General features: G+C 38.4%; 14 protein-coding genes. 9 read left to right on the top strand and 5 right to left on the bottom strand.

The genetic code is table 11. The features are described from left to right. Window positions 1-108: 108 nt before the first annotated feature. Window positions 109-1,137: a sensor histidine kinase gene (locus QM524_RS14330; RefSeq protein WP_283345108.1), complete on the bottom strand. Its 1,029-nt coding sequence runs from the start codon at window positions 1,135-1,137 to the stop codon at window positions 109-111. A gap of 126 nt (window positions 1,138-1,263) precedes the next feature. On the opposite strand from QM524_RS14330, the gene purB reads away from it, so the two are divergent. The 7 genes from purB to trpB all read left to right on the top strand — a co-directional run bounded on the left by purB (window position 1,264) and on the right by trpB (window position 8,846). Then, window positions 1,264-2,610: an adenylosuccinate lyase gene (gene purB, locus QM524_RS14325; RefSeq protein WP_283345107.1), complete on the top strand. Its 1,347-nt coding sequence runs from the start codon at window positions 1,264-1,266 to the stop codon at window positions 2,608-2,610. Between the two features lie 385 nt (window positions 2,611-2,995). Beyond that, entirely contained in the window at window positions 2,996-4,402 is a 1,407-nt protein-coding gene (locus QM524_RS14320) for an anthranilate synthase component I family protein (RefSeq protein WP_283345106.1), read from the top strand. Between the two features lie 36 nt (window positions 4,403-4,438). Next, on the top strand, window positions 4,439-5,005 hold the full coding sequence (locus QM524_RS14315; protein WP_095166181.1) for an anthranilate synthase component II: 567 nt from the start codon (window positions 4,439-4,441) through the stop codon (window positions 5,003-5,005). A 66-nt stretch (window positions 5,006-5,071) separates the two neighbouring features. Beyond that, window positions 5,072-6,058, top strand: coding sequence for an anthranilate phosphoribosyltransferase (trpD, locus tag QM524_RS14310; RefSeq protein WP_283345105.1), 987 nt, complete (start codon window positions 5,072-5,074; stop codon window positions 6,056-6,058). A 20-nt stretch (window positions 6,059-6,078) separates the two neighbouring features. Continuing rightward, a complete protein-coding gene (trpC, locus tag QM524_RS14305) occupies window positions 6,079-6,870 on the top strand; it encodes an indole-3-glycerol phosphate synthase TrpC (RefSeq protein WP_283345104.1) in 792 nt (263 codons plus the stop codon). A 102-nt stretch (window positions 6,871-6,972) separates the two neighbouring features. Continuing rightward, complete coding sequence (locus tag QM524_RS14300; RefSeq protein WP_095166177.1) at window positions 6,973-7,614, top strand: phosphoribosylanthranilate isomerase; 642 nt, start codon at window positions 6,973-6,975, stop codon at window positions 7,612-7,614. A gap of 44 nt (window positions 7,615-7,658) precedes the next feature. Further along, entirely contained in the window at window positions 7,659-8,846 is a 1,188-nt protein-coding gene (gene trpB / locus QM524_RS14295; protein WP_095166175.1) for a tryptophan synthase subunit beta, read from the top strand. A gap of 81 nt (window positions 8,847-8,927) precedes the next feature. Here trpB and QM524_RS14290 read toward each other — a convergent pair whose 3' ends face one another. Further along, a complete protein-coding gene (locus tag QM524_RS14290; RefSeq protein WP_095166172.1) occupies window positions 8,928-10,208 on the bottom strand; it encodes a DUF349 domain-containing protein in 1,281 nt (426 codons plus the stop codon). Between the two features lie 599 nt (window positions 10,209-10,807). Here QM524_RS14290 and ettA point away from each other — a divergent pair. Next, on the top strand, window positions 10,808-12,475 hold the full coding sequence (ettA, locus tag QM524_RS14285) for an energy-dependent translational throttle protein EttA (protein ID WP_166578714.1): 1,668 nt from the start codon (window positions 10,808-10,810) through the stop codon (window positions 12,473-12,475). A 116-nt stretch (window positions 12,476-12,591) separates the two neighbouring features. Here the strand turns inward: ettA and QM524_RS14280 are convergent, their stop codons facing one another. Further along, the gene (locus tag QM524_RS14280) at window positions 12,592-13,653 is read right to left on the bottom strand and encodes a PorP/SprF family type IX secretion system membrane protein (protein WP_283345103.1); all 1,062 of its coding nucleotides are present in this window, start codon (window positions 13,651-13,653) and stop codon (window positions 12,592-12,594) included. Between the two features lie 441 nt (window positions 13,654-14,094). Here QM524_RS14280 and QM524_RS14275 point away from each other — a divergent pair, with 441 nt between their 5' ends. Then, complete coding sequence (locus QM524_RS14275) at window positions 14,095-18,321, top strand: T9SS type B sorting domain-containing protein (RefSeq protein ID WP_283345102.1); 4,227 nt, start codon at window positions 14,095-14,097, stop codon at window positions 18,319-18,321. A gap of 170 nt (window positions 18,322-18,491) precedes the next feature. Here the strand turns inward: QM524_RS14275 and trpA are convergent, their stop codons facing one another. After that, on the bottom strand, window positions 18,492-19,268 hold the full coding sequence (gene trpA / locus QM524_RS14270; RefSeq protein ID WP_283345101.1) for a tryptophan synthase subunit alpha: 777 nt from the start codon (window positions 19,266-19,268) through the stop codon (window positions 18,492-18,494). 69 nt (window positions 19,269-19,337) lie between these two features. Further along, window positions 19,338-20,699, bottom strand: a complete 1,362-nt coding sequence (locus QM524_RS14265; protein ID WP_283345100.1) for a UDP-N-acetylmuramate--L-alanine ligase — start codon at window positions 20,697-20,699, stop codon at window positions 19,338-19,340. Window positions 20,700-20,929 lie beyond the last annotated feature (230 nt).

Below are 20,929 nucleotides of genomic sequence, written 5' to 3'. Positions count from 1 at the left end.
GAAGTCTTTCGCACCTACCGCGCTATAAAAGGAATATAAGACAATATTTAATAACTTGTATTTTAGGCAAGGACAACTCACAACTCAAAACTCATCACTTAAAACTCTCTATTCTTTCGATAACTTAAATGAAAAAGAGGTGCCTTTATCAGGTTTGGACGCTACCGTAATTTTGGTTTTATGTGCATTCAAAATATGCTTTACAATAGCCAAACCAAGTCCAGATGAACCATCAGAACGGCTACGGGCTTTATCGACACGGTAAAAACGTTCGAAAATTCGGCTCAAATGTTCTGGAGCAATACCTGGCCCATTGTCTTTTACCGAAATACGCCAGTCTTTCTTTTCATCTTCAAAAACAACTAATACTTTTCCATCTTCATTACCGTATTTAATCGCGTTTTCAACCAAATTGGTAATCACTTGACCTATACGCTGTGCGTCGGCTTTTACCCAAACTTGACTTTCAGGAGATTTTATTTGCAGACTTACATTTTTGGTTTCGGCTTTACTTTCTAATTGCTCAAAAACCTCTTTCGTAATTTGTTTAACATCCACACGCTCTCTGTTCATGCGAATATCGCCTGTTTCCATTTGAGAAAGTGTGAGTAAATCTTTTACCAAAATATCGAGCCCATCCAAACTTTTGGCAGCTTTGGTCAAGAACTTCACTCGTACACGCTCGTCGTCCATAGCGCCATCTAATAGCGTATGAACAAAACCTTGCGCCGCAAAAATGGGTGTTTTGAGTTCGTGCGATACGTTGGCCAAAAACTCACGACGATATTTTTCAAGTCGTTTTAACTCATTTACCTCTTGTTCCTTTTTGGAAACATAGACAAACAATTCATCATTCAATTTTTTAAGTGGATTGGCATTTTTGTAGAGTTTTTTGCGAGAAACTCCAAAATCCTTCATCTTCAAACGATTGATGGTATCATACATCTTGTTGATTTCTTGAAATACCAGATAATCAAGCGTGAAATAGATGAGCAATCCTGCGATGATAAATGAAGCGATAAAACAGATAAAGAGAATGTTGGCGTTGGCCTCGGGCAAAAAAGAGAGAAAAGAAGTCGTAAAAATGGCAATTACTACCGAAAGTAGCGTGGCCAACAACTTGGGATTTAATAACATAACTTCAACTTTAAGGAATAATTCATCAAAGTTTGGGCTTTTTTTCGAAACTCTTAGTGTTTGTTGTGTTAAATCTCAGGATATGCAAGCAAAAACTTTGTACCTTTGCACTTTGAAAGCATAATTATGGAACTGAATCAATTATCTGCCATTTCTCCAGTCGATGGACGCTACCGCAAGCAAGTAGAAAGTCTTGCTCCTTATTTCTCAGAATTCGGACTAATCAAGTACCGTGTCCTTATCGAAATTGAGTATTTTATTGCACTCTGCGAAATTCCATTGCCACAACTCGAAGGTGTCAGCAAAGACCTTTTTGGTGCCTTGCGTGATATTTATCGCAATTTCACTGAAGAAGATGCCCTTTGGATTAAAGAAACTGAAAAAGTAACCAACCACGACGTAAAGGCGGTTGAGTACTTTATCAAACATAAACTAAGCAACTTTGGTATTGAACAATACCTTGAGTTTATCCACTTTGGTTTGACTTCGCAAGATGTCAACAACACAGCTATTCCACTTTCGTTGAAAGATGCTATGGATGCGGTTGTTTTACCAAAACTTCAAGAGGTTATTGAAAAAATCAAAGCCTTGGGTGAAGAGTGGAAAGATGTCGCTTTATTGGCACACACACATGGTCAACCTGCCTCTCCTACTCGTTTGGGTAAAGAGTTTTGGGTATTTGCCGAACGTCTTGAGCGTCAAATGGACTTATTGAAAACGATTCCTTACTCGGCTAAATTTGGCGGAGCAACAGGTAATTTCAATGCTCACAATGTAGCATATCCTGAAACTAGCTGGATTGATTTCGGTAACAACTTCGTAGGTTCTTTGGGTTTGTCTCGTAGCAAATACACTACACAAATCGAGCATTACGATAACTTGGCGGCTTTGATGGACAATCTCAAACGCCTTAATAATATTGTATTAGACCTTGACCGTGATGTTTGGACATACGTATCAATGGGCTATTTCAAGCAAAAAATCAAGGCAGGTGAAGTTGGTTCGTCGGCGATGCCACACAAAGTAAACCCAATTGATTTTGAAAACTCAGAAGGTAACGTAGGTATTGCCAATGCTTTGTATGAGTTTTTGGCAGCAAAACTGCCAGTTTCTCGTTTACAGCGTGACCTTACTGACTCTACGGTATTGCGTAATTTGGGCGTTCCAGTAGCACATCAGATTATTGCACTAACAGCATTATTGAGAGGTTTGAACAAATTGGAATTGAACCAAGATGCCATCAATACCGACCTTGAAGATAACTGGGCAGTTGTAGCCGAAGCGATTCAAACGATTTTGCGTCGTGAAGGTTATCCACAACCTTATGAGGCATTGAAAGCCTTGACTCGTAAAAACGAAAAAATCACGTCAAAAACGATTGCGAACTTTATAGATTCACTCGAAATTAGTGATAAAGTGAAATATGAATTAAAACGTATTTCTCCATTCAATTACCTTGGAATCTTGGAGTAAGATATTGGTCTTCAGCTATTGGCAATAAGTTTTCAGCAACAAAAGCTGTTTTTCTAAAGTGCTCAAAAGTAAGATTAATGCCTTTATTCTATCATTTTTGTATTTTTTTGAAAAACTTTTTTTGAAAAACAAATTTTCGAATTAAGTTTGCAAAAAATACAAAAGCAGATTTTCTAAAAAATGACAACAAATTTCAAAAATACAGCATGGTGGTGGCAACTGACGATACTCGGTTGAGCAGTACCTTATTGTGTTTTCGGAAAAAAATATATCATTCGAAAAGACCTACTGTTCAACCAGTAGGTCTTTTTTTTATGTCCAATAGATTTTGCCAAAAGTTAACCATTGATTCTAACAGGTAGCAAACCTACCACACCCTAACATCATGAAATTTACCGTTCAGACCGTTCAGAAAAAGAAGTTAGCCGACACGATTACTCCAGTGGGGGTATTTCTTAAACTCAGAAACAAGTTTAAGAATACCGTAATTCTAGAAAGTGCTGATTATCATGGCAAAGAGCATGGCTACAGCCATATTGCGTGTGATCCAGTGGCAAGTTTTATCATCGACAACGATGTTGTAACTCAAACTTTCCCCGATGGTACCGTCGAAACATTTACCTTGGCTCGTCGCAAAGATGCTGTACAAGCTCTGTTGAATTTTGCTGAAAGATTTGAATGGACTCGCCAACCCGATTATGCGCCAATGGCCAACGGGATGTTTGGACATATTTCTTATGATGCCGTAGAATATTTTGAGGATATTGAGATTCAAGAAAAGAACGAGAATACCGAAATTCCGCAGATTATCTATTATGTATATCGTTATGTAATTGCGATTAATCACTTCAAAGATGAGCTTTCGTTGTATGCCCACGAATACAATGATACAACAGCACCATCTTTAGAATCGCTCGAAATGTTGCTTGATTTGCCTCACTATGCGACAAAATCATTTACGGTAACTGGCGATGAAATTACAAACGTTACTGATGATGAAATGCGTGAGGTAATCAAAATTTGTATTCAGCACTGTTTGCGTGGGGATGTATTCCAAATTGTACCTTCACGTCGTTTTAGCCGTACTTTTGAAGGTGATGATTTCCAAGTATATCGTGCGTTGCGTTCGATTAACCCATCGCCATATATGTTCTATTTTGATTATGAAAACTATCGTATTTTTGGCGCTTCGCCTGAAAAACAAATTCAAATCAAAAACGGACTCGCTGAAATTCACCCGATTGCAGGCACATTCCGTCGTACGGGTGACGACGAAAAAGATGCTGAATTGGCTCGTCAGCTCCATGCTGACCCTAAAGAATCAGCCGAACACGTTATGCTAGTTGACTTAGCACGCAACGACTTGTCGCGTAGCTCGGATATTGTTAAAGTTGAAACTTTCAAGGAAGTTCAATTCTTCTCACATGTAATCCACTTGGTATCGAAGGTTACAGGTCACATGACAGCTGGCACAAACCCATTGCAATTGGTTGCAGATACTTTCCCTGCTGGAACACTGTCTGGCGCACCAAAACACAATGCCATGACCATTATCAATCGTCTCGAAACTACTAACCGTCACATCTACGGTGGAGCAATTGGGTACATGGATTTCCAAGGTAATTTTAACCATGCTATTGCTATTCGTACATTCTTGAGCAAAAACAACACACTGTATTACCAAGCAGGAATGGGTGTAGTAGCAAAATCTGTTATCGAAAGCGAAATGCAGGAAGTACACAACAAATTAGCTGCCTTGCGCAAAGCATTGGAAGTAGCCGAACAAATCTAGTATTCAACTGACTTTTGGGTCAAATCGCATAAAAACATGAAAATCTTAGTACTCGACAATTACGACTCTTTTGTATATAATCTTGTATATATTCTCAAAGATTTAGGAAACGACGTGGACGTTTTCAGAAATGATAAAATTGCTTTAGAAGAAGTAAAAAAATATGATAAAATCCTTCTATCTCCAGGACCCGGTATTCCTGAAGAAGCAGGCATTTTACTAGACGTTATCAAAGAATACGCTCCGAGCAAAAGTATTTTTGGCGTTTGCCTTGGTCACCAAGCTATTGGTGAAGCTTTTGGAGCTAAGCTTCTCAATATGGGCGATGTACTACATGGGGTAACTACGAAATGTATCATTACTCAACCCAACGAAGTACTTTTTCAGGGCGTACCAAAAGAGGTAGATGTATGTCGTTATCACTCATGGACGGTTGTTCCAGAAACAATGCCTGAGGATTTGATTATCACGGCTGTAGATGAAAAAGGTTTTGTAATGGCCGAAGCTCATACCAAATACGATATTCGTGGGGTACAGTTTCACCCAGAAGCATATCTTACTCAGTTTGGAGTCAAAATGGTTGAAAACTGGGTAAAAAGCTAATGACTTTTTATTTCCCTAAAATATTCCAGTGTTTTCAACTTAGCGTCTAGCGCAAATATTTCAACTATGAAGTCTTTTTTAAATAAACGCATTGCTGGTAATCAATTAACGCAAGAAGAGGCTTATGCAGCCCTTTCGATTATTGGTAGAGGAGATGCAAACCCATCTCAAATAGCAGCATTTTTAACTACCTATATGATTCAGGCTATTACGCCAGAAGAATTGGAAGGGTTTAGAGATGCCATGCTCGATTTGGCAGTAACTATTGATCTTTCGGCATACGACCCAATGGATTTGTGTGGTACTGGTGGCGATGGTAAAGATACCTTCAATATTTCCACAACAGCCTCTTTTGTGGTAGCAGGCGCTGGCCAGTCTATTGCCAAACATGGCAATCATGGAGTTTCTTCTTCGGTTGGGTCATCAACAGTTTTGGAATACCTAGGCGTAAGATTCTCGAATGATGAGGAGTATTTACGAAGTAAAATCGAACAAGCAGGTATTTGTTTTTTGCATGCCCCACTATTTCATCCAGCCATGAGATTTGTAGGTCCTATTCGTAAAGAGCTTGGCATGAAGACTTTCTTCAACATGCTTGGTCCTATCTTGAATCCTGCAAAAGTGCAAAAACAAATCACAGGTGTATATAATGAAGAAGTGCTAAAATTATACGGTGCCATCTTTGAGAAAACTGGCAAAAACTTCGGTGTATTATATGGATTAGACGGTTATGACGAAATTTCATTGACTGGAGACTTTGTTTTAATTACACAAAAAGGAATTGAAACTATTTCTCCAAAACAATTAGGCTTCTCAAAATGTAATCCAGAAGAGTTACATGGTGGACATACCGTTGAAGAGTCAGCTAAAATCTTGACCTCGGTACTAAGCAATGAAGGAACCAAAGCACAAACAGAAGTAGTTTTGGCAAATGCCGCTACTGCATTGTATTGTGCAAGTGACAGCCTCAGTTTAGAGGATGCTGTTGCCAAAGCCAAAGAATCATTAGAAAGTGGAAAAGCTTTCGAATCCTTCAAAAAATTTATTGCTTAATGCCCTAAAACCTTTAAGAAATGACAATTTTAGATAAAATAATAGAAAATAAAGCTCGCGAAGTAGCCGAAAGGAAAGCTCTTGTATCAATCGAAGAGCTTACTAAAAAAGGATATTTCGCTAAAACTACGAATTCTCTTAAAAGCAGCTTATTGAATCCTGCTTCTACTGGAATCATCGCTGAATTTAAAAGAAAATCTCCTTCAAAAGGTATTATCAATGCTGATGTAACAGTTGAGGAAGTAACTACGGGATATGTCCAAGCTGGAGCAGCTTGCTTGTCAGTTTTGACAGATATGGATTTCTTTGGTGGTTCGGACGAAGATATTTTGGCTGCACGCAAGGCTAATCCTACCATTCCTATTTTACGTAAGGATTTTATCATTGACGAATACCAAATCTTTGAAGCTAAAGCTCTAGGCGCAGATGTCATTTTATTAATTGCAGCCAACCTTACTCCTACTCGTATTTACGAACTAGGGAAAGTCGTAAAAGATTTAGGCATGGAAACCCTCTTGGAGGTTCATGATCAAGAAGAACTTGACCGTAGTCTATGTGAGTATATCGATGTAGTGGGTGTGAATAACCGTAACCTTAAAAACTTTGCGGAACAAAACGTAAATGCCTCGCTGGAATTAGCTGAAAAAATCCCAAGTCATTGCATCAAAATTTCGGAAAGTTGTATTTCTCAACCCGAAACCATCAAGCAATTAAGAGAAGTTGGATACAGAGGTTTTTTGATTGGAGAAACATTTATGAAAACTCCTGCCCCTGCTGAAACCTTAAAAAGCCTAATTGCTCAAATTCAGTAAATTAAATGGCTTTTTAGCAACCTTATTTCCACAAAAATGTCATGTTTTTTCAGTATTTTTGTTTTTTAAGAACGTCTAATTCCTAACAACTACCGTCAAGATATGAGACTAAAAATATGTGGAATGCGTGATGCCGAAAACATCCGTGAAGTGCTAGCCTTGCAACCAGACTACATGGGTTTTATTTTTTATCCAAAGTCAAGCCGATTTGTCGGAAATGAGCTTGATGAAGATTTATTAAAATCCTTTCCTAAGTCAACCAAAAAGGTAGGTGTTTTTGTCAATGCTTCGCAAGCCTATATTTTGGATACAGTCAAAAAATATAATTTAGATTACGTTCAGTTGCATGGTGAAGAACTCCCTGACTTTTGTAAAAATCTAAAATTTAAAGGTGTGAGCATCATTAAAGCATTTTCAATAGACAGTACTTTTAATTTTGCTAAATTACACAACTACAAACCTCATTGCGATTTCTTCTTGTTCGATACCAAAGCTGGTGAGCAAGTTGGTGGAACAGGGCTAGCATTCGATTGGTCTCTACTGAGTCGCTATGATAACGAAAAACCCTTTTTCTTGGCAGGTGGTGTAGGTTTAGCCAATGCTGCACAAACTTTAGATTTAAAACAATTACGGATTCATGCAATCGACGTAAACAGTAAGTTTGAACTTGAACCTGGACTAAAGGACATTGACAAACTGAGTGAGTTAATCAAAATCTTGAAGCCAGAAGAAGTTGAAATGTAAAAGAGGTGCCAAAGACAATTATTTCTTAAAATTATTTGTGTCAAATGACTACAGCTCAACAATATAATGTAAACGAAAAAGGATACTACGGGCAATTCGGGGGAGCATTTATTCCCGAAATGTTGTATCCCAACGTAGAAGAACTCAAAAATAACTATTTGAGTATTATCAACGACCCTGCTTTCAAAGCTGAATTTGACGCTTTATTGAAAGACTATGTTGGTCGTCCAACGCCCTTATTTTTAGCAGAACGTCTTTCAGAAAAATATAATACTACTATTTACTTGAAGCGTGAGGACTTGTGTCATACAGGCGCACACAAAGTAAATAATACCATCGGACAGGCATTGTTGGCGAAACGTTTGGGAAAAAGACGTATCGTAGCCGAAACTGGTGCTGGTCAACATGGTGTTGCTACGGCAACGGTTTGTGCTTTAATGGGCTTGGAGTGTATTGTATACATGGGCGAAATCGACATTGAGCGTCAAGCACCAAACGTAGCACGTATGAAAATGCTTGGAGCTGAGGTTCGTGCGGCAAAAAGTGGTTCAAAAACCTTGAAAGATGCGACTAACGATGCCATGCGTCACTGGATTAACAACCCTGTAGATACTCACTATATCATTGGTTCGGTTGTGGGTCCACACCCTTATCCAGATATGGTAGCGCGTTTTCAATCTATTATTTCGGAAGAAATCAAATGGCAGTTACAAGAAAAAACAGGAAATACCAACCCTGATTATGTTATTGCTTGTGTAGGTGGTGGGTCAAATGCAGCGGGTGCATTTTACCATTTCTTAGACGATGCTCAAACCCAACTAGTAGCCGCAGAAGCAGGTGGTCATGGTATTAGCTCGGGTTTTTCGGCAGCAACAACATTTTTGGGAAAACCAGGTGTATTACACGGAAGTCGTAGTATTTTGATGCAAACAGAAGATGGTCAGGTGGTAGAACCACATTCTATTTCGGCAGGTTTGGATTACCCTGGTATTGGTCCTATGCACGCACACTTGTTTGATACACATCGTGCCAAGTTTTTTGCTATTACAGACGAAGCTGCATTGAAAGCTGGTTTTCAGTTATCAAAACTAGAAGGTATTATACCTGCATTAGAGTCAGCTCATGCACTTGCAGCATTAGAAGAATTAGGTGCTCAACCAAACGAAACGGTTGTAATCAACCTTTCTGGTCGTGGTGATAAAGATTTGTCAACCTACATGAAGCATTTGTAGGACTTTGATTTGATTGATATAACAAAAAATCCCTTCGGCTTTCGCCAAAGGGATTTTTTGTTATTGCTTCTTTATCAAATCTTACTGACCCAACAAAGTTTCTAGTTCTTTTTTGAACTCTACCAAAAGCGTTTCTTTCATTGAAATTTTACGCTTCTGAGTATTGATTTTATTGATCACCAACTTGTCATTCATTTGACCAGAGTATTGCGATTCAGAAATAAACGAGTCTAATTCGTTTTTCTCTTTCTTCGTCATATAATCCATCTGGTTAATCATAATCTTCAACTGCTCGATACGTGGTTTTTCGTGCAAAGCAGGGTGACGGTACGAAATAACACGCAACAAGTAGTTCATTTCGAAAATCTTATCGCAAATGTTACGGAAACGTTCTGCCAAGTTTCTATCCACACTTTTCGCCAAAGTCGAAAGCTCTTTCCATTTTACAAGATATGCTTTTGCTTTTTCTGCTGTTTGTGGAATATTTGGTTGATCTGGGAAGTTACGCTCCAACTCAGTCGTCATGTCCATCATTTGTTGAGCACGAGGATCGATTCTTGGTTTCGATACAATTCCCTTCACATTGTTATAACGCTCGAAGAAGAAATCAGAAGAACGTTTGAATTGCTTCCAAAGCATAGATTGCTTTTTAGGCGGTACCTGAGAGATGGTTTTCCATTCACGTTGTAAATCTTTTACTTTTTGGAAACCAGCATCTACATCTTGTTCGTAACGCAATGCACGAGCACTATCAACGATACGTTGTAACTGAGCTAACTTCTCGTCGATGATACGGTTTTTCTCAGCATAGTATTCACGACGACGAACGAAGAAATTGTCAACGATACCATTAAATTCAGTTTCAATGCCATCTTGCAATGCTTTATCAACAGGACCAGTCTTCAGCCATTTGGTTTTGATTTCCATAATGACATCAGTTGCTTTAGCCCAGTCGTCAATAGCACCAGCTTGATTAGCTTCCTCAATCAAAGCTCTCTTGATTTCAAGATTTTTGATTTGATTGTTTAGAATTAGCTCACGCAACTGCAATTCTAACTCATCCAACTTGTGAAGTAGAGGTACGAAATTACCCAAACCATCAAACTCTACGAGGTTTTTACGTAGTTGGAGTAATTTAGTTAGGTAAGAGCCTTTGTTTTGAGCTTCATCTACTTGAGAGAAAAGCAAATTCACTTTGTTTTCTGCGATAGCAAAGCGATTAACAAAATACTGAAGAGCTTCTTCTTCGGTGTTACGAACAACACCAATCAGGCGGTCTGGGTATTCCAAATATCCTTTTAAATAGACCTTACCATCTTTACAATAGCCATACTCGGCAGGGTTTTTTACTGTATTTTCCATTGGTTTACGTTGCGTGGTTAGAGTTTTTGGCAATGCTCATAGCTCTAACGGGATTCATGGTTTAGGTTAAATATTAGCTTTTTTGATTTTGAATACTTCATTTATTCTATCTCACTGAGTAAACAATTTAATAAAATGAATGAAAAATCTAGTTAATAACCTATTTGAATTAATAAGACAAATTTATTGATTGTTGGTGGATTTTTATCGGTTATTAGTTTGATATTTTTTTTGCAATATACTGAATTTCAATAAAAAATATAATTATACATATCGATTATCCATTATTCGGACAAAATTTAACATTGGCATGCTAAAATCGCTATGAATTACCAATGGAAATAAAAACTAAGCCTTATACACTGAATCCCCACTCTGCTTTTAGTATCTTTGACAAATTTATTTCTTAGTTTTTTTAATCACTAAAACCTACGAGTTTTGAACTTACTTTGCTTGAATTAAAGTCAATAATTTTAGTACTTTACTCATCCTTTTTCTTAAAAGTATTGAGCTTCAAGCAATTTATTCAAAAGCTATGTAGAGCTTCAGATATTCATTTTACTAATATAAATAGACCTTTAGAATAAAACAAAAAAACAATGAGTCAAGAAACCATTATTTTTTCAATGGAACGGGTTTCTAAAACTGTTCCACCACAAAAAACAATTCTCAAAAATATCTATCTCTCGTTTTTCTACGGTGCCAAAATTGGTGTGCTTGGTCTAAACGGTGCTGGTAAGTCGTCGTTGTTACGTGTGATTGCTGGTATCGACAAGAGTTACACAGGCGATGTGGTATTTTCGCCAGGTTATACGGTAGGAATGCTTGAGCAAGAGCCAAAATTAGACCCAACCAAAACAGTTAAAGAAATTGTGGAAGAAGGTGTCGCTGAAATTGTTGGACTATTAAAGGAGTTTGATGAAATCAACGAGGCTTTTGGCGACCCAGACGCTGACTTCGATAAATTATTGGCTCGCCAAGGAGAAGTACAAGAAAAATTGGATCACTTCAATGCTTGGGAATTGGATACTCGCCTCGAAAAAGCTATGGATGCGCTCCGTTGTCCTCCGTCAGAAGCTTTAGTAGGCAATCTTTCTGGTGGTGAAAAACGTCGTGTGGCGCTTTGCCGCTTGTTGTTGCAAGAACCAGACGTATTATTGCTCGATGAACCTACCAACCACCTCGATGCTGAATCGGTATTGTGGTTGGAAGAACACCTCCGTCAATATAAAGGAACCGTTATTGCCGTAACTCACGACCGTTATTTCTTAGATAACGTAGCTGGTTGGATTTTGGAACTTGACCGTGGCGAAGGTATTCCATGGAAAGGAAATTATTCTTCATGGTTGGAGCAAAAGCAAAATCGCTTGGCTATGGAAGAGAAAACCGAATCTAAGCGTCAGAAAACATTACAACGTGAATTAGAATGGGTACGCATGGCTCCAAAAGCTCGTCAGGCTAAATCTAAGGCTCGTTTGGGTGCTTATGAAAAACTCCTTTCGGAAGAAAACAAACAAAAAGAAGATAAGCTAGAATTATTTATCCCACCAGGACCACGCTTGGGTAATAAGGTTATTGAAGTAAATAATGTTTCAAAAGCTTATGGAGATAAACTATTATTCGAAAATCTTAGCTTCTCATTGCCTCCAGCAGGTATCGTAGGTATTATTGGACCAAACGGTGCTGGTAAATCGACATTGTTTAAGCTTATCTCAGGTCAAGAAACTCCAGATTCTGGTACATTCGAAGTCGGAGATACTGTTAAAATGACTTATGTAGATCAAGAACACCATCTTTTAGATGCAGGCAAATCTGTTTTTGAAACTATTTCAGGGGGTACAGAGCAAATTATGCTAGGCAACAAGCAAGTAAATGCTCGCGCCTATGTGAGTAAATTCAACTTTGCGGGTGCCGACCAAGAAAAGAAAATTGCTAACCTGTCGGGTGGTGAGCGTAACCGTGTTCACTTGGCAATGATGTTGAAAGAGGGTGCTAACTTGGTACTTTTAGATGAACCTACCAACGACCTCGACGTAAATACCTTGCGTGCGTTGGAAGAAGCTCTTGAAAACTTTGGTGGTTGTGCTGTAGTTATTTCCCACGACCGTTGGTTCCTTGACCGTGTGGCTACGCATATCTTGGCATTCGAAGGAGATTCTCAAGTATATTGGTTTGAAGGTAACTTCTCTGACTACGAGGAAAATCGTCGTAAACGTTTGGGAGCTGATGCGACACCAAAACGCATCAGATACAAAAAATTACAATAGTATTCATCCTCAATTGAGTGAATTGAGATTGAGTGAATGAGTGATTGTGTTAAAATAATAATCACTCATTCGCTCAATCGCTAAATGTAGGAATGGCTTATGTTTGGTGAATATCTTTAGAATTTCGGACAGCGAAGCTCTGCTTTCCGTGGACGATATTTTGGTTTGGAATCAAACAAATCTGAAAATACATAAGAAAGAGATAGCTCATGTGCTCCACCTGTCGATGAACCTAAGCTTGAAATAGTCATGTCGTAGCTGTAACCAATCGAAAAGTTATCTTGACGATACCCTATCAAAATAACCGCGGCATCGTTGCTCAAGTAGGTAGTATTGTCTTTTTTATATGTTTTTAACGGAATACCTCTGTACCAAGCTCCAAGTACAAGTGGCGAATAAGTCAAGTACATACCCACATCCAACTGGTCAAATGCCCCTTGATGCTTGTAATGTACAACAGGGGTTAGACTTTTTTCTTTCTCTATTTGACTTCCTAAATTATTACCGATTTCGTAATCTGCTAAAGGAATTCTGTATCCTGCCTGTACGCCTATTTTCATAGGTAGTTTGGCATCGGCATTACCAAAAGATTGATTAGGCTGATTGATGTGATGTACTGAGAGTCCAGCCCAAAATCTTTCTGAGTAAACAATCCCACCCGAAGAAAAATCCCAATATTGAATCGTAGGAGCAAATCCACCAGTTACAATTGGATCGTTAGTATAAGCGGGGAATCCTCCACCGTTGAGATAAGACTGGATTTGGTCAGCAAAAATATAGTCTCCAAAATTGATACTACGACTCACATACGAGCCTTGCACACCAAGATTGGCAGATAGACCATCGCTTAATTTGAGGTGGTATGTATAAATTGCACCAATATCGGTAGTTTTTAAATTTGAAAATTGTCTATCATTCGTAATCAACAAGCCCACGCCACTATTGATGCGTTCGAGATACATATCTGTCGAAAGAGACGAAGTAACAAAGTTTGCACTGAGAGAAGGCCACTGATTACGGTGATTAAAGTTCACACGAGGTGCCATAGCCGAACCTGCAAATGCTGGATTAAGATATAAAGGAGCTGCATAAAACTGTGAGTATTGAGGATCTTGCCCCAATGCAACTAGCACAGTCCCAAGTAATATTCCTAAGCCTAAAATGGATTTTCTTAACATATTATTGATAAAAGTTACTTCTCATATTTCTTGGTAAATCTCTAAAATTTTATTGAATAGGTTTCTAACGAACTGTAAAACTTAAATCAGAACTATTTTTAGAAGGTCCCAAATAGGTTTTAGTAATATGACCTCATTTGAGTGTAAAAAGCTGCTAGAATCGCATTTTTATATTAAGTTTTAACAAAAAAAGACCTTTTTGAAGGTAAAAAAGCGTTTTAGAGTTTACTTTAAAATTAATATCCTACTTATTCGTTAAATTATATAAAATTGTGTGTAAAATAACTCCTGAACATAAAGTTATGTAGTTTGTTTATTCAATAAATGATTTTTTTCTACAAATCTAGTGCCATCTCTGCGTATATATACAACCCTTTAATTGAGTTGTCGGTCTATTAGAGTAAATTGTAAGATGGGTATCACGACATAGATAACGAACAAATGTTAAATTTTGGTAAATCATATCCGTATTTTTTGCATATCCTTTTGGTATCGTTCCTTTTACTAGGAATGAGTGTAGTTGGTATGGGACAAACTACGAGTACTCCAGATTATATTGCCGTAAAAAACCTTTGTTTATCCGAGTGCTTAGATTCAACTGCTGCAACTCAGTTTCGTGACCTACATATCACGAAGGCAACCAGTGTTCTTTGGAATTTTGGAGATCCTACAAGTGGCAATAAAAATACCTCTACTCGACTAAATCCTGCTCACCTATATAACACTCCAGGTACATATACTGTTACCCTAACCCGCACTGAGGCATCAGGACCAGCAACATATACCAAAGTTATTACAATCAATCAACCCCCAAGGCCTTTTTATTTGGGAAATGATCCTTCGCAACAAGATACTACTATCTGTAAAGGCGATAAACTCAAACTAGACCCTTATCGAACTGGAGGTGCCGAACCGCAGTTTAAATACATCTGGTTTCCTAAAGGAGATACAACACAAACCGTACTGGCAGATTCAACCACTTGTTATTCTGTACAAGTAACAGATACCTTGACAGGCTGTTCTACGGAAAATAAGTTAAATGTCAAACTCTGTGTACCTCCTCCACCACAACCTCCTAAAGAATATTGGTATTTTGGACAAGGAGCTGGTATTTTGTTTCAAAATGGCGAGCCAACAGCCGACGGAAACGGTAAAACCAACTCACTAGAAGGTGTAGCAGGAATAACAGATACAAAAGGAAATACCATCTTTTATTCAGATGGTAAAAATGTGTATCGTACAGACGGAACGCTAATGCCATCCGTATCCTCTAGTATTCCCTTAGCTGGTAGTTCTACTGCTACCCAAGGGGTCGTCATTGTACCTGTTCCATCCTGTAAAGGTTGTCAGTCAACGTATTATGTATTTACCACAACCGATATAAATGGCACTAAAAAGCTTACTTATTCTATTGTTGATATGCGTAGAGATGGAGGTTTGGGAAAAGTTATTGAGAAAAATATTCCGCTCGATACCAACAGCACTACAGAAAGTATTGCTTCTGTGTATGTTCCAAAAGATTCTACTTACTGGGTAGTTAGTCACGACTATGGTGATAATACATATCGTATGTATCGTGTTACAAAAAATGGGGTTTCTATTTCCAAAACAATTAGTATTGGTGCCAAAATAGACTCTGTGGGTAAAGCACAAGGGTATTTGAAGTTTTCGCAGGATGGTACCAAAATGGCGTATGTGGTACCAGGTCCAGATCGCAACTATGTAGAGATATATGATTTTGCGGATTCTACGGGAGCTATTTCTAACAAAAAAGTCATTGATTTAGGCAAAGCCCCTCCAACGCTGTACGGTGCTGAGTTTTCGCCAGATGGTAATAGTTTGTATACGAGTCTAAGCGCGGGAGTAACTACACTCCCTCCTGCTGATCCATCCATTAAGTCCCAACTATTACAATTTGACTTAACCTCCAAGGATTCTGCTACGATTAGTTTATCTCGAAAGCTCATTGATAGTACTAGTACCAAAAATTTTGGAGCCCTGAAAATAGGACCTGATAGCAAAATCTATATGGCTGTTCAGGGTAGTACACATTTGGCTGTGATTGGTCAACCCAATATCATTTTACAAACAGGCAGTAAAGTAGATACTTTAGAATACAAACAACTTGGATTTGATTTGGCAGGCAAATTGAGTCAATTAGGCTTACCCAACAATACCTCTGTAGCTCCCGAACAAGATCAACAATCGGGGATTTCGGTTGGCGACACTTGTTTGGGCGCTCCTACTCAGTTTCAAGCGAATCATCTCTGTGGTGAAAAACTAAAAAATACGAAAACACTTTGGAAAGTTTACAAAGGACCAGCTCCACAGCAAGGTCAGCCTGAAACCTCCTTCCCAGTTGCAACACTAGGAGGTACTGGCTCTGAACAAGACTTGCAGGTGAGTACTACTTTATCTGAACCGGGCTTGTATCATGTTACGGTAACTATGGCAAATCGTTGTAAATCTGATACCACTTTGCCCGCACAAGAATTTACGATAAAACCTATGCCTAATCCTGATTTGGGCAACGATATACAGCTATGCGCCGCTAGTACGACTTTAGATTCGAAAAATACAATAGCCAATAGCCATTACTTTTGGCAAAAAGACGGTGGGTTATTAGCTGATACACTATCAACACTTAATGTTACACAGTCTGGCACCTACAAGGTGCTTGTTGAAAGCAACGGGTGTATCAAAGAAGATGAAGTAAAAGTTGTATTGGCACAAGCGCCACCATTTGCTGTAGCAGATACAAATATTTGTCAAAATAGCTCTATCATACTCAATGCCGCCAATCCAAATTTAAGTACCTCAACTACTTATCTATGGAATACTGGTGCTACAACCCCTTCGATAACAGTATCCACAACAGGCAAATATACTGTTACGATCAAAACGTTGATAGGTACAACACAATGTACTGTTAGTGATGATATTCAGGTAACTGCGAGACCTAAGGCTACCTTTAGGTCTGTTATTACCAATCCGACAGCTTGTAACGCACAAGACGGGACTATTGCTTTAACCAATTTTTCTCCAGCTGATAATTATAGTTTTATATGGAAGAAAAACGGCTCTATTATACCTAGTTTGAGGGGGAGCAGTCTTTCTGGACTGGGACCAGGGGTTTATCAAGTAAGTATCAGTAGCCCTAATACATGTTATCAAAATGCTGATTTTAACTTGCAACCCACCAGACTGCCCGTCACAGCTATAACGACTCGCTCAACGCCTGTGACTTGTCTAACAGATGGCAGCATAACGATTGCGCTTGGTGCTACTAATCAGTTTATTCCAGCAAGATATGTCCTTTTACAACAGGAAAATGGTGTATACAATCGTATCGCCAGTGGAGATATGAGTAGCATTTTTGTAAAAGATAAAGAATATAAAATTAGTAGTCTTGGTGTTGGTACCTATCAAATAGTTCTTGAAACGGTAGAGGGCTGTCAGTACACTACCTCACCAATTACGTTACTAAAAGTGGCCAGTACACAATTAAGTATCGAGCCCCCAGTGGTAAAATGTGAAGGAGAATCTGTTACATTAACGCTAAATCAAACTCCTACAGGAACGGTACTTTGGAGTACAGGAGCCACTACGCCGACCATCAATGTTCAATATGCTGGTATTTACAGTGTTACTATTACGTCATTAGATGGCAAGTGTAATAATTCTGCTCGTACAACGGTTACTTTCAAAGCAAGTCCTAAAGTGAGCGTTACAGGCCCATCTTTCTTGTGTATAGGAGCGACTCCTGTTCAACTACGTGCCACACCTGCGGGTGGAACATGGAGTGGATCGAGCAATATCAGTGCAACGGGGTTATATACTCCTGCGACTTTTATCAAAACTGAAACTATTACTTATAGTTATACCCAAAATACCTGTACAGGTAGAGGTAGCGTCAATATTTCGACCGTATCTAAGCCTTATGTAGATTTAGGAGAGGATATTGTTTTTTGTAAAAATACCTCTGTAATAATCGGTATTCCTACAGACCCGAACTGGACATTTAAGTGGAATACAGGAGAATCAACACCAAAAATTACGCCTACCAAGTCAGGAAACTATACCTTGTTAGTTTCAAATGGAGCTTGTAATTCTAGCGATGATATCAATGTAAATATTCTTCCGATACCATTTAGTAGTCTAAAGTCGGAAGTGCCTTTGTGTATTGCTGATGGCAAAGAGCTAGAACTTGACCCAGGTAATGCTGGAAATACATGGAAATATGTATGGAGTCCTTCAGGTGCAACCTCTCAAAAAATCAAAGTGTCTGCGACAGGTAGTTATACAGTTAAAATAACGAATCTCGAAGGTTGTAGTATCAAAGCTAGCACATTGGTATATGACTTGTGTCTTCCCGACATCATGGTTCCCAATATCTTTACCCCAAATAATGACGGATACAATAATACTTTTAAAATTTTCCCTAGACATATTTTAAAAGAAGGATTTTCCCTAAAAATCTATAACCGTTGGGGCGAATTAGTATTTGTATCTTATGATTGGGAAGACGAATGGGACGGTAAATTTAGAGGAGTCTTAGCACCTCCTAATAGTTATGCTTGGGAAATAACCTATCGTCCTGAATACCCTGAGCCAAACGTAGGCACTCCTCTACAAGTTAAACGTGGTGCAGTAACAGTGGCGTGGTAGCAATGAGTGAATTAGTGAATTGTGAATGAGGGATTATTTACATGTCCAGCATTTTATCATCAAAAAAGCGGTCAAAAAATTGTTTTTCGACCGCTTTTTTGATAAATATCTGATTTTTAAGTTACTGAAATAGGGAACAATCACTCATTCACAACTCACTCATTCATAACTTATTCTCCTTTTACTGATTTTACAAAAGCATTAATATCTGCTGATAAATCTTTTGCTTCTGTCACAACTTTGATAAATGCACTACCAATAATTGCGCCTGCTGCGTGTGATGATGCTTTTGTGAAAGTAGCATTATCCGAAATACCAAAACCAATCAAACGAGGATTTTTCAAGTTCATGGCATTGATACGACTGAAGTAAGCCTCTTGCTCATCAGAAATACCCGATTTTGCCCCTGTAATACTTGCCGAAGATACCATATAGATAAAACCTTCAGAAATAGCATCGATATGACTAATACGGCTTTCTGAAGTTTGAGGCGTAATTAAGAAGATATTTAAAATGCCATATTTCTCAAAAATTGCTTTGTAATCTTCTTCATACACATCAGCAGGAAGGTCTGGTAAAATCAAACCATCCACTCCTACTTCTTGGCATTTTTTACAAAACTCCTCAATCCCAAACTGCAAAACTGGATTGATATAACCCATCAGCAAAATTGGCACTTTGATAGCAGGACGAATGTCAGCAAGTTGTTCAAATAACAACTTTACACTCATACCATTATCCAAAGCTACTTGATTAGCATGTTGGATAGTTTCTCCATCTGCCACTGGGTCAGAATAAGGCATTCCGATTTCCACTAAATCAGCACCGCTCTCGTCCAAAGCCTTCAAGATGATTGTTGTATCGTTGAGTTGTGGATAACCCGCTGTAAAATAAATATTTAGTACGTTATTTTTCTTCTGTTCAAAAAGTTGAATAATACGATTCATGATTGTATAAAAGTTCAATAAGTACAGCAAGCGAACGTTCTGTTCATCTTCCCAAACCGTACTGTGATTTTACGAAAGTATTTGACTAGATAATTCTTTGAAATCTAGACCATCAAAGGTCCCCGACGACATCATCAGTAAGTTTGAGCCGCGCCATCGCTTACTCAAAAGGAATGTCTTCAGAGACTGGTTATCAGTAAATACTTCGAGATTGCTGTTCGCAAAATTTGCTTTGACTTCTTCTACACTAAGCGCTGGCATCTTTTTGTGTTCAAGGGTTTTAGGACTGAAATATACAACTGCGGTATCAGCTCCGTCCAACTTGTGAGCATACTCTTTCAAGAAGTTTTTGTTCAAACTACTAAAAGTGTGTAACTCCAAGCAAGCCACTAAATGACGGTTGGGAAACTGTCTTTTGAGCGCTTTGGTTGTCGCCTCCACCTTAGATGGTGCATGAGCAAAATCACGATAAAACACCGTTTCATCGTTTTGTCCTACTAGCTCTAAGCGCTTGGCAGCTCCTTTAAATGAAGCAATTGCTTCATAAAACTGCTCATCTTCGATACCAATCTGGCTTAGTATCAAGCGTGCGCCATTAAGGTTTTTGAGATTATGCTCTCCAAAAACCTCGATTGCTAGTTCTTTTTTATCAGGTAATTGTAAAAAAGTCTTTCCATTTCTCACCACCGCAGGGTGAGCTTTGTAGGCATATTTCTGAATATCAGCATATTCTTTTTGACCTACGGTATTTACTAACGAATCTGTTTCGTCATAAATCAAGCTACCAGATTTTGGTAAGTCTTGCGCCAACAGTTCAAACTGATGTACATACTCATCAAATTGTGGATACACATTGATGTGATCCCAAGCAATTCCCGAAATCAGAGCTACGTGCGGATGGTAGTGCAAAAATTTTGGACGGCGATCAATAGGTGACGATAGGTATTCGTCGCCTTCAATCACAATCACAGGAGCATCCGAAAGTTTAGCCATAGTCTCAAAGCCTTCGATACGAGCACCTACCAAATAATCAAATTTGCGATTATGGAATTTCAACACGTGTAAAACCATCGATGTAATCGTAGTTTTACCATGACTTCCAGCAATCACCACTCTTTGCTTATTTTGGCTATTTTGATAAATAAATTCAGGATATGAGTAAATTTTCACACCTAATTCTTGAGCTTTCAACAATTCAGGATTGTCGACTCTGGCGTGCATACCCAAAATTACACAATCCAAATCTTCTGAAATCTTCTCAGGGAACCAACCAATTTCGGCTGGTAATAAGCCACAAGCTGCCAATAAGCTACGTGAAGGCTCATATATTTCGTCGTCCGAACCCGTAACTAAATAACCATTATTATGCAGATCGATGGCCAAATTGTGCATCGCTGCCCCCCCAATAGCGATAAAGTGAACTTTTTTCATAAAATTTAACTCGAACTTTCCAGTTCAAAACATTGTTCGTTAAAAAGATTGTGGTTTTGGATTTGCTATGACTTTTCCAAGAAACTAACTAACTGATAATGAATCATTTTCAAGAAAATCCACGGATTACTCACTTGAATTATTTATCGATACAACTCTTTGATAATCAAATAATTTGACAGAATGATTTTATCAAATTGTGAAATAAAAATAAATCCAAATTAGATTCT

Source organism: Flectobacillus roseus (genome assembly GCF_030056595.1).
GTDB classification, from domain to species: domain Bacteria; phylum Bacteroidota; class Bacteroidia; order Cytophagales; family Spirosomataceae; genus Flectobacillus; species Flectobacillus roseus.
This window is presented reverse-complemented; position numbering and strand designations above follow the sequence as displayed.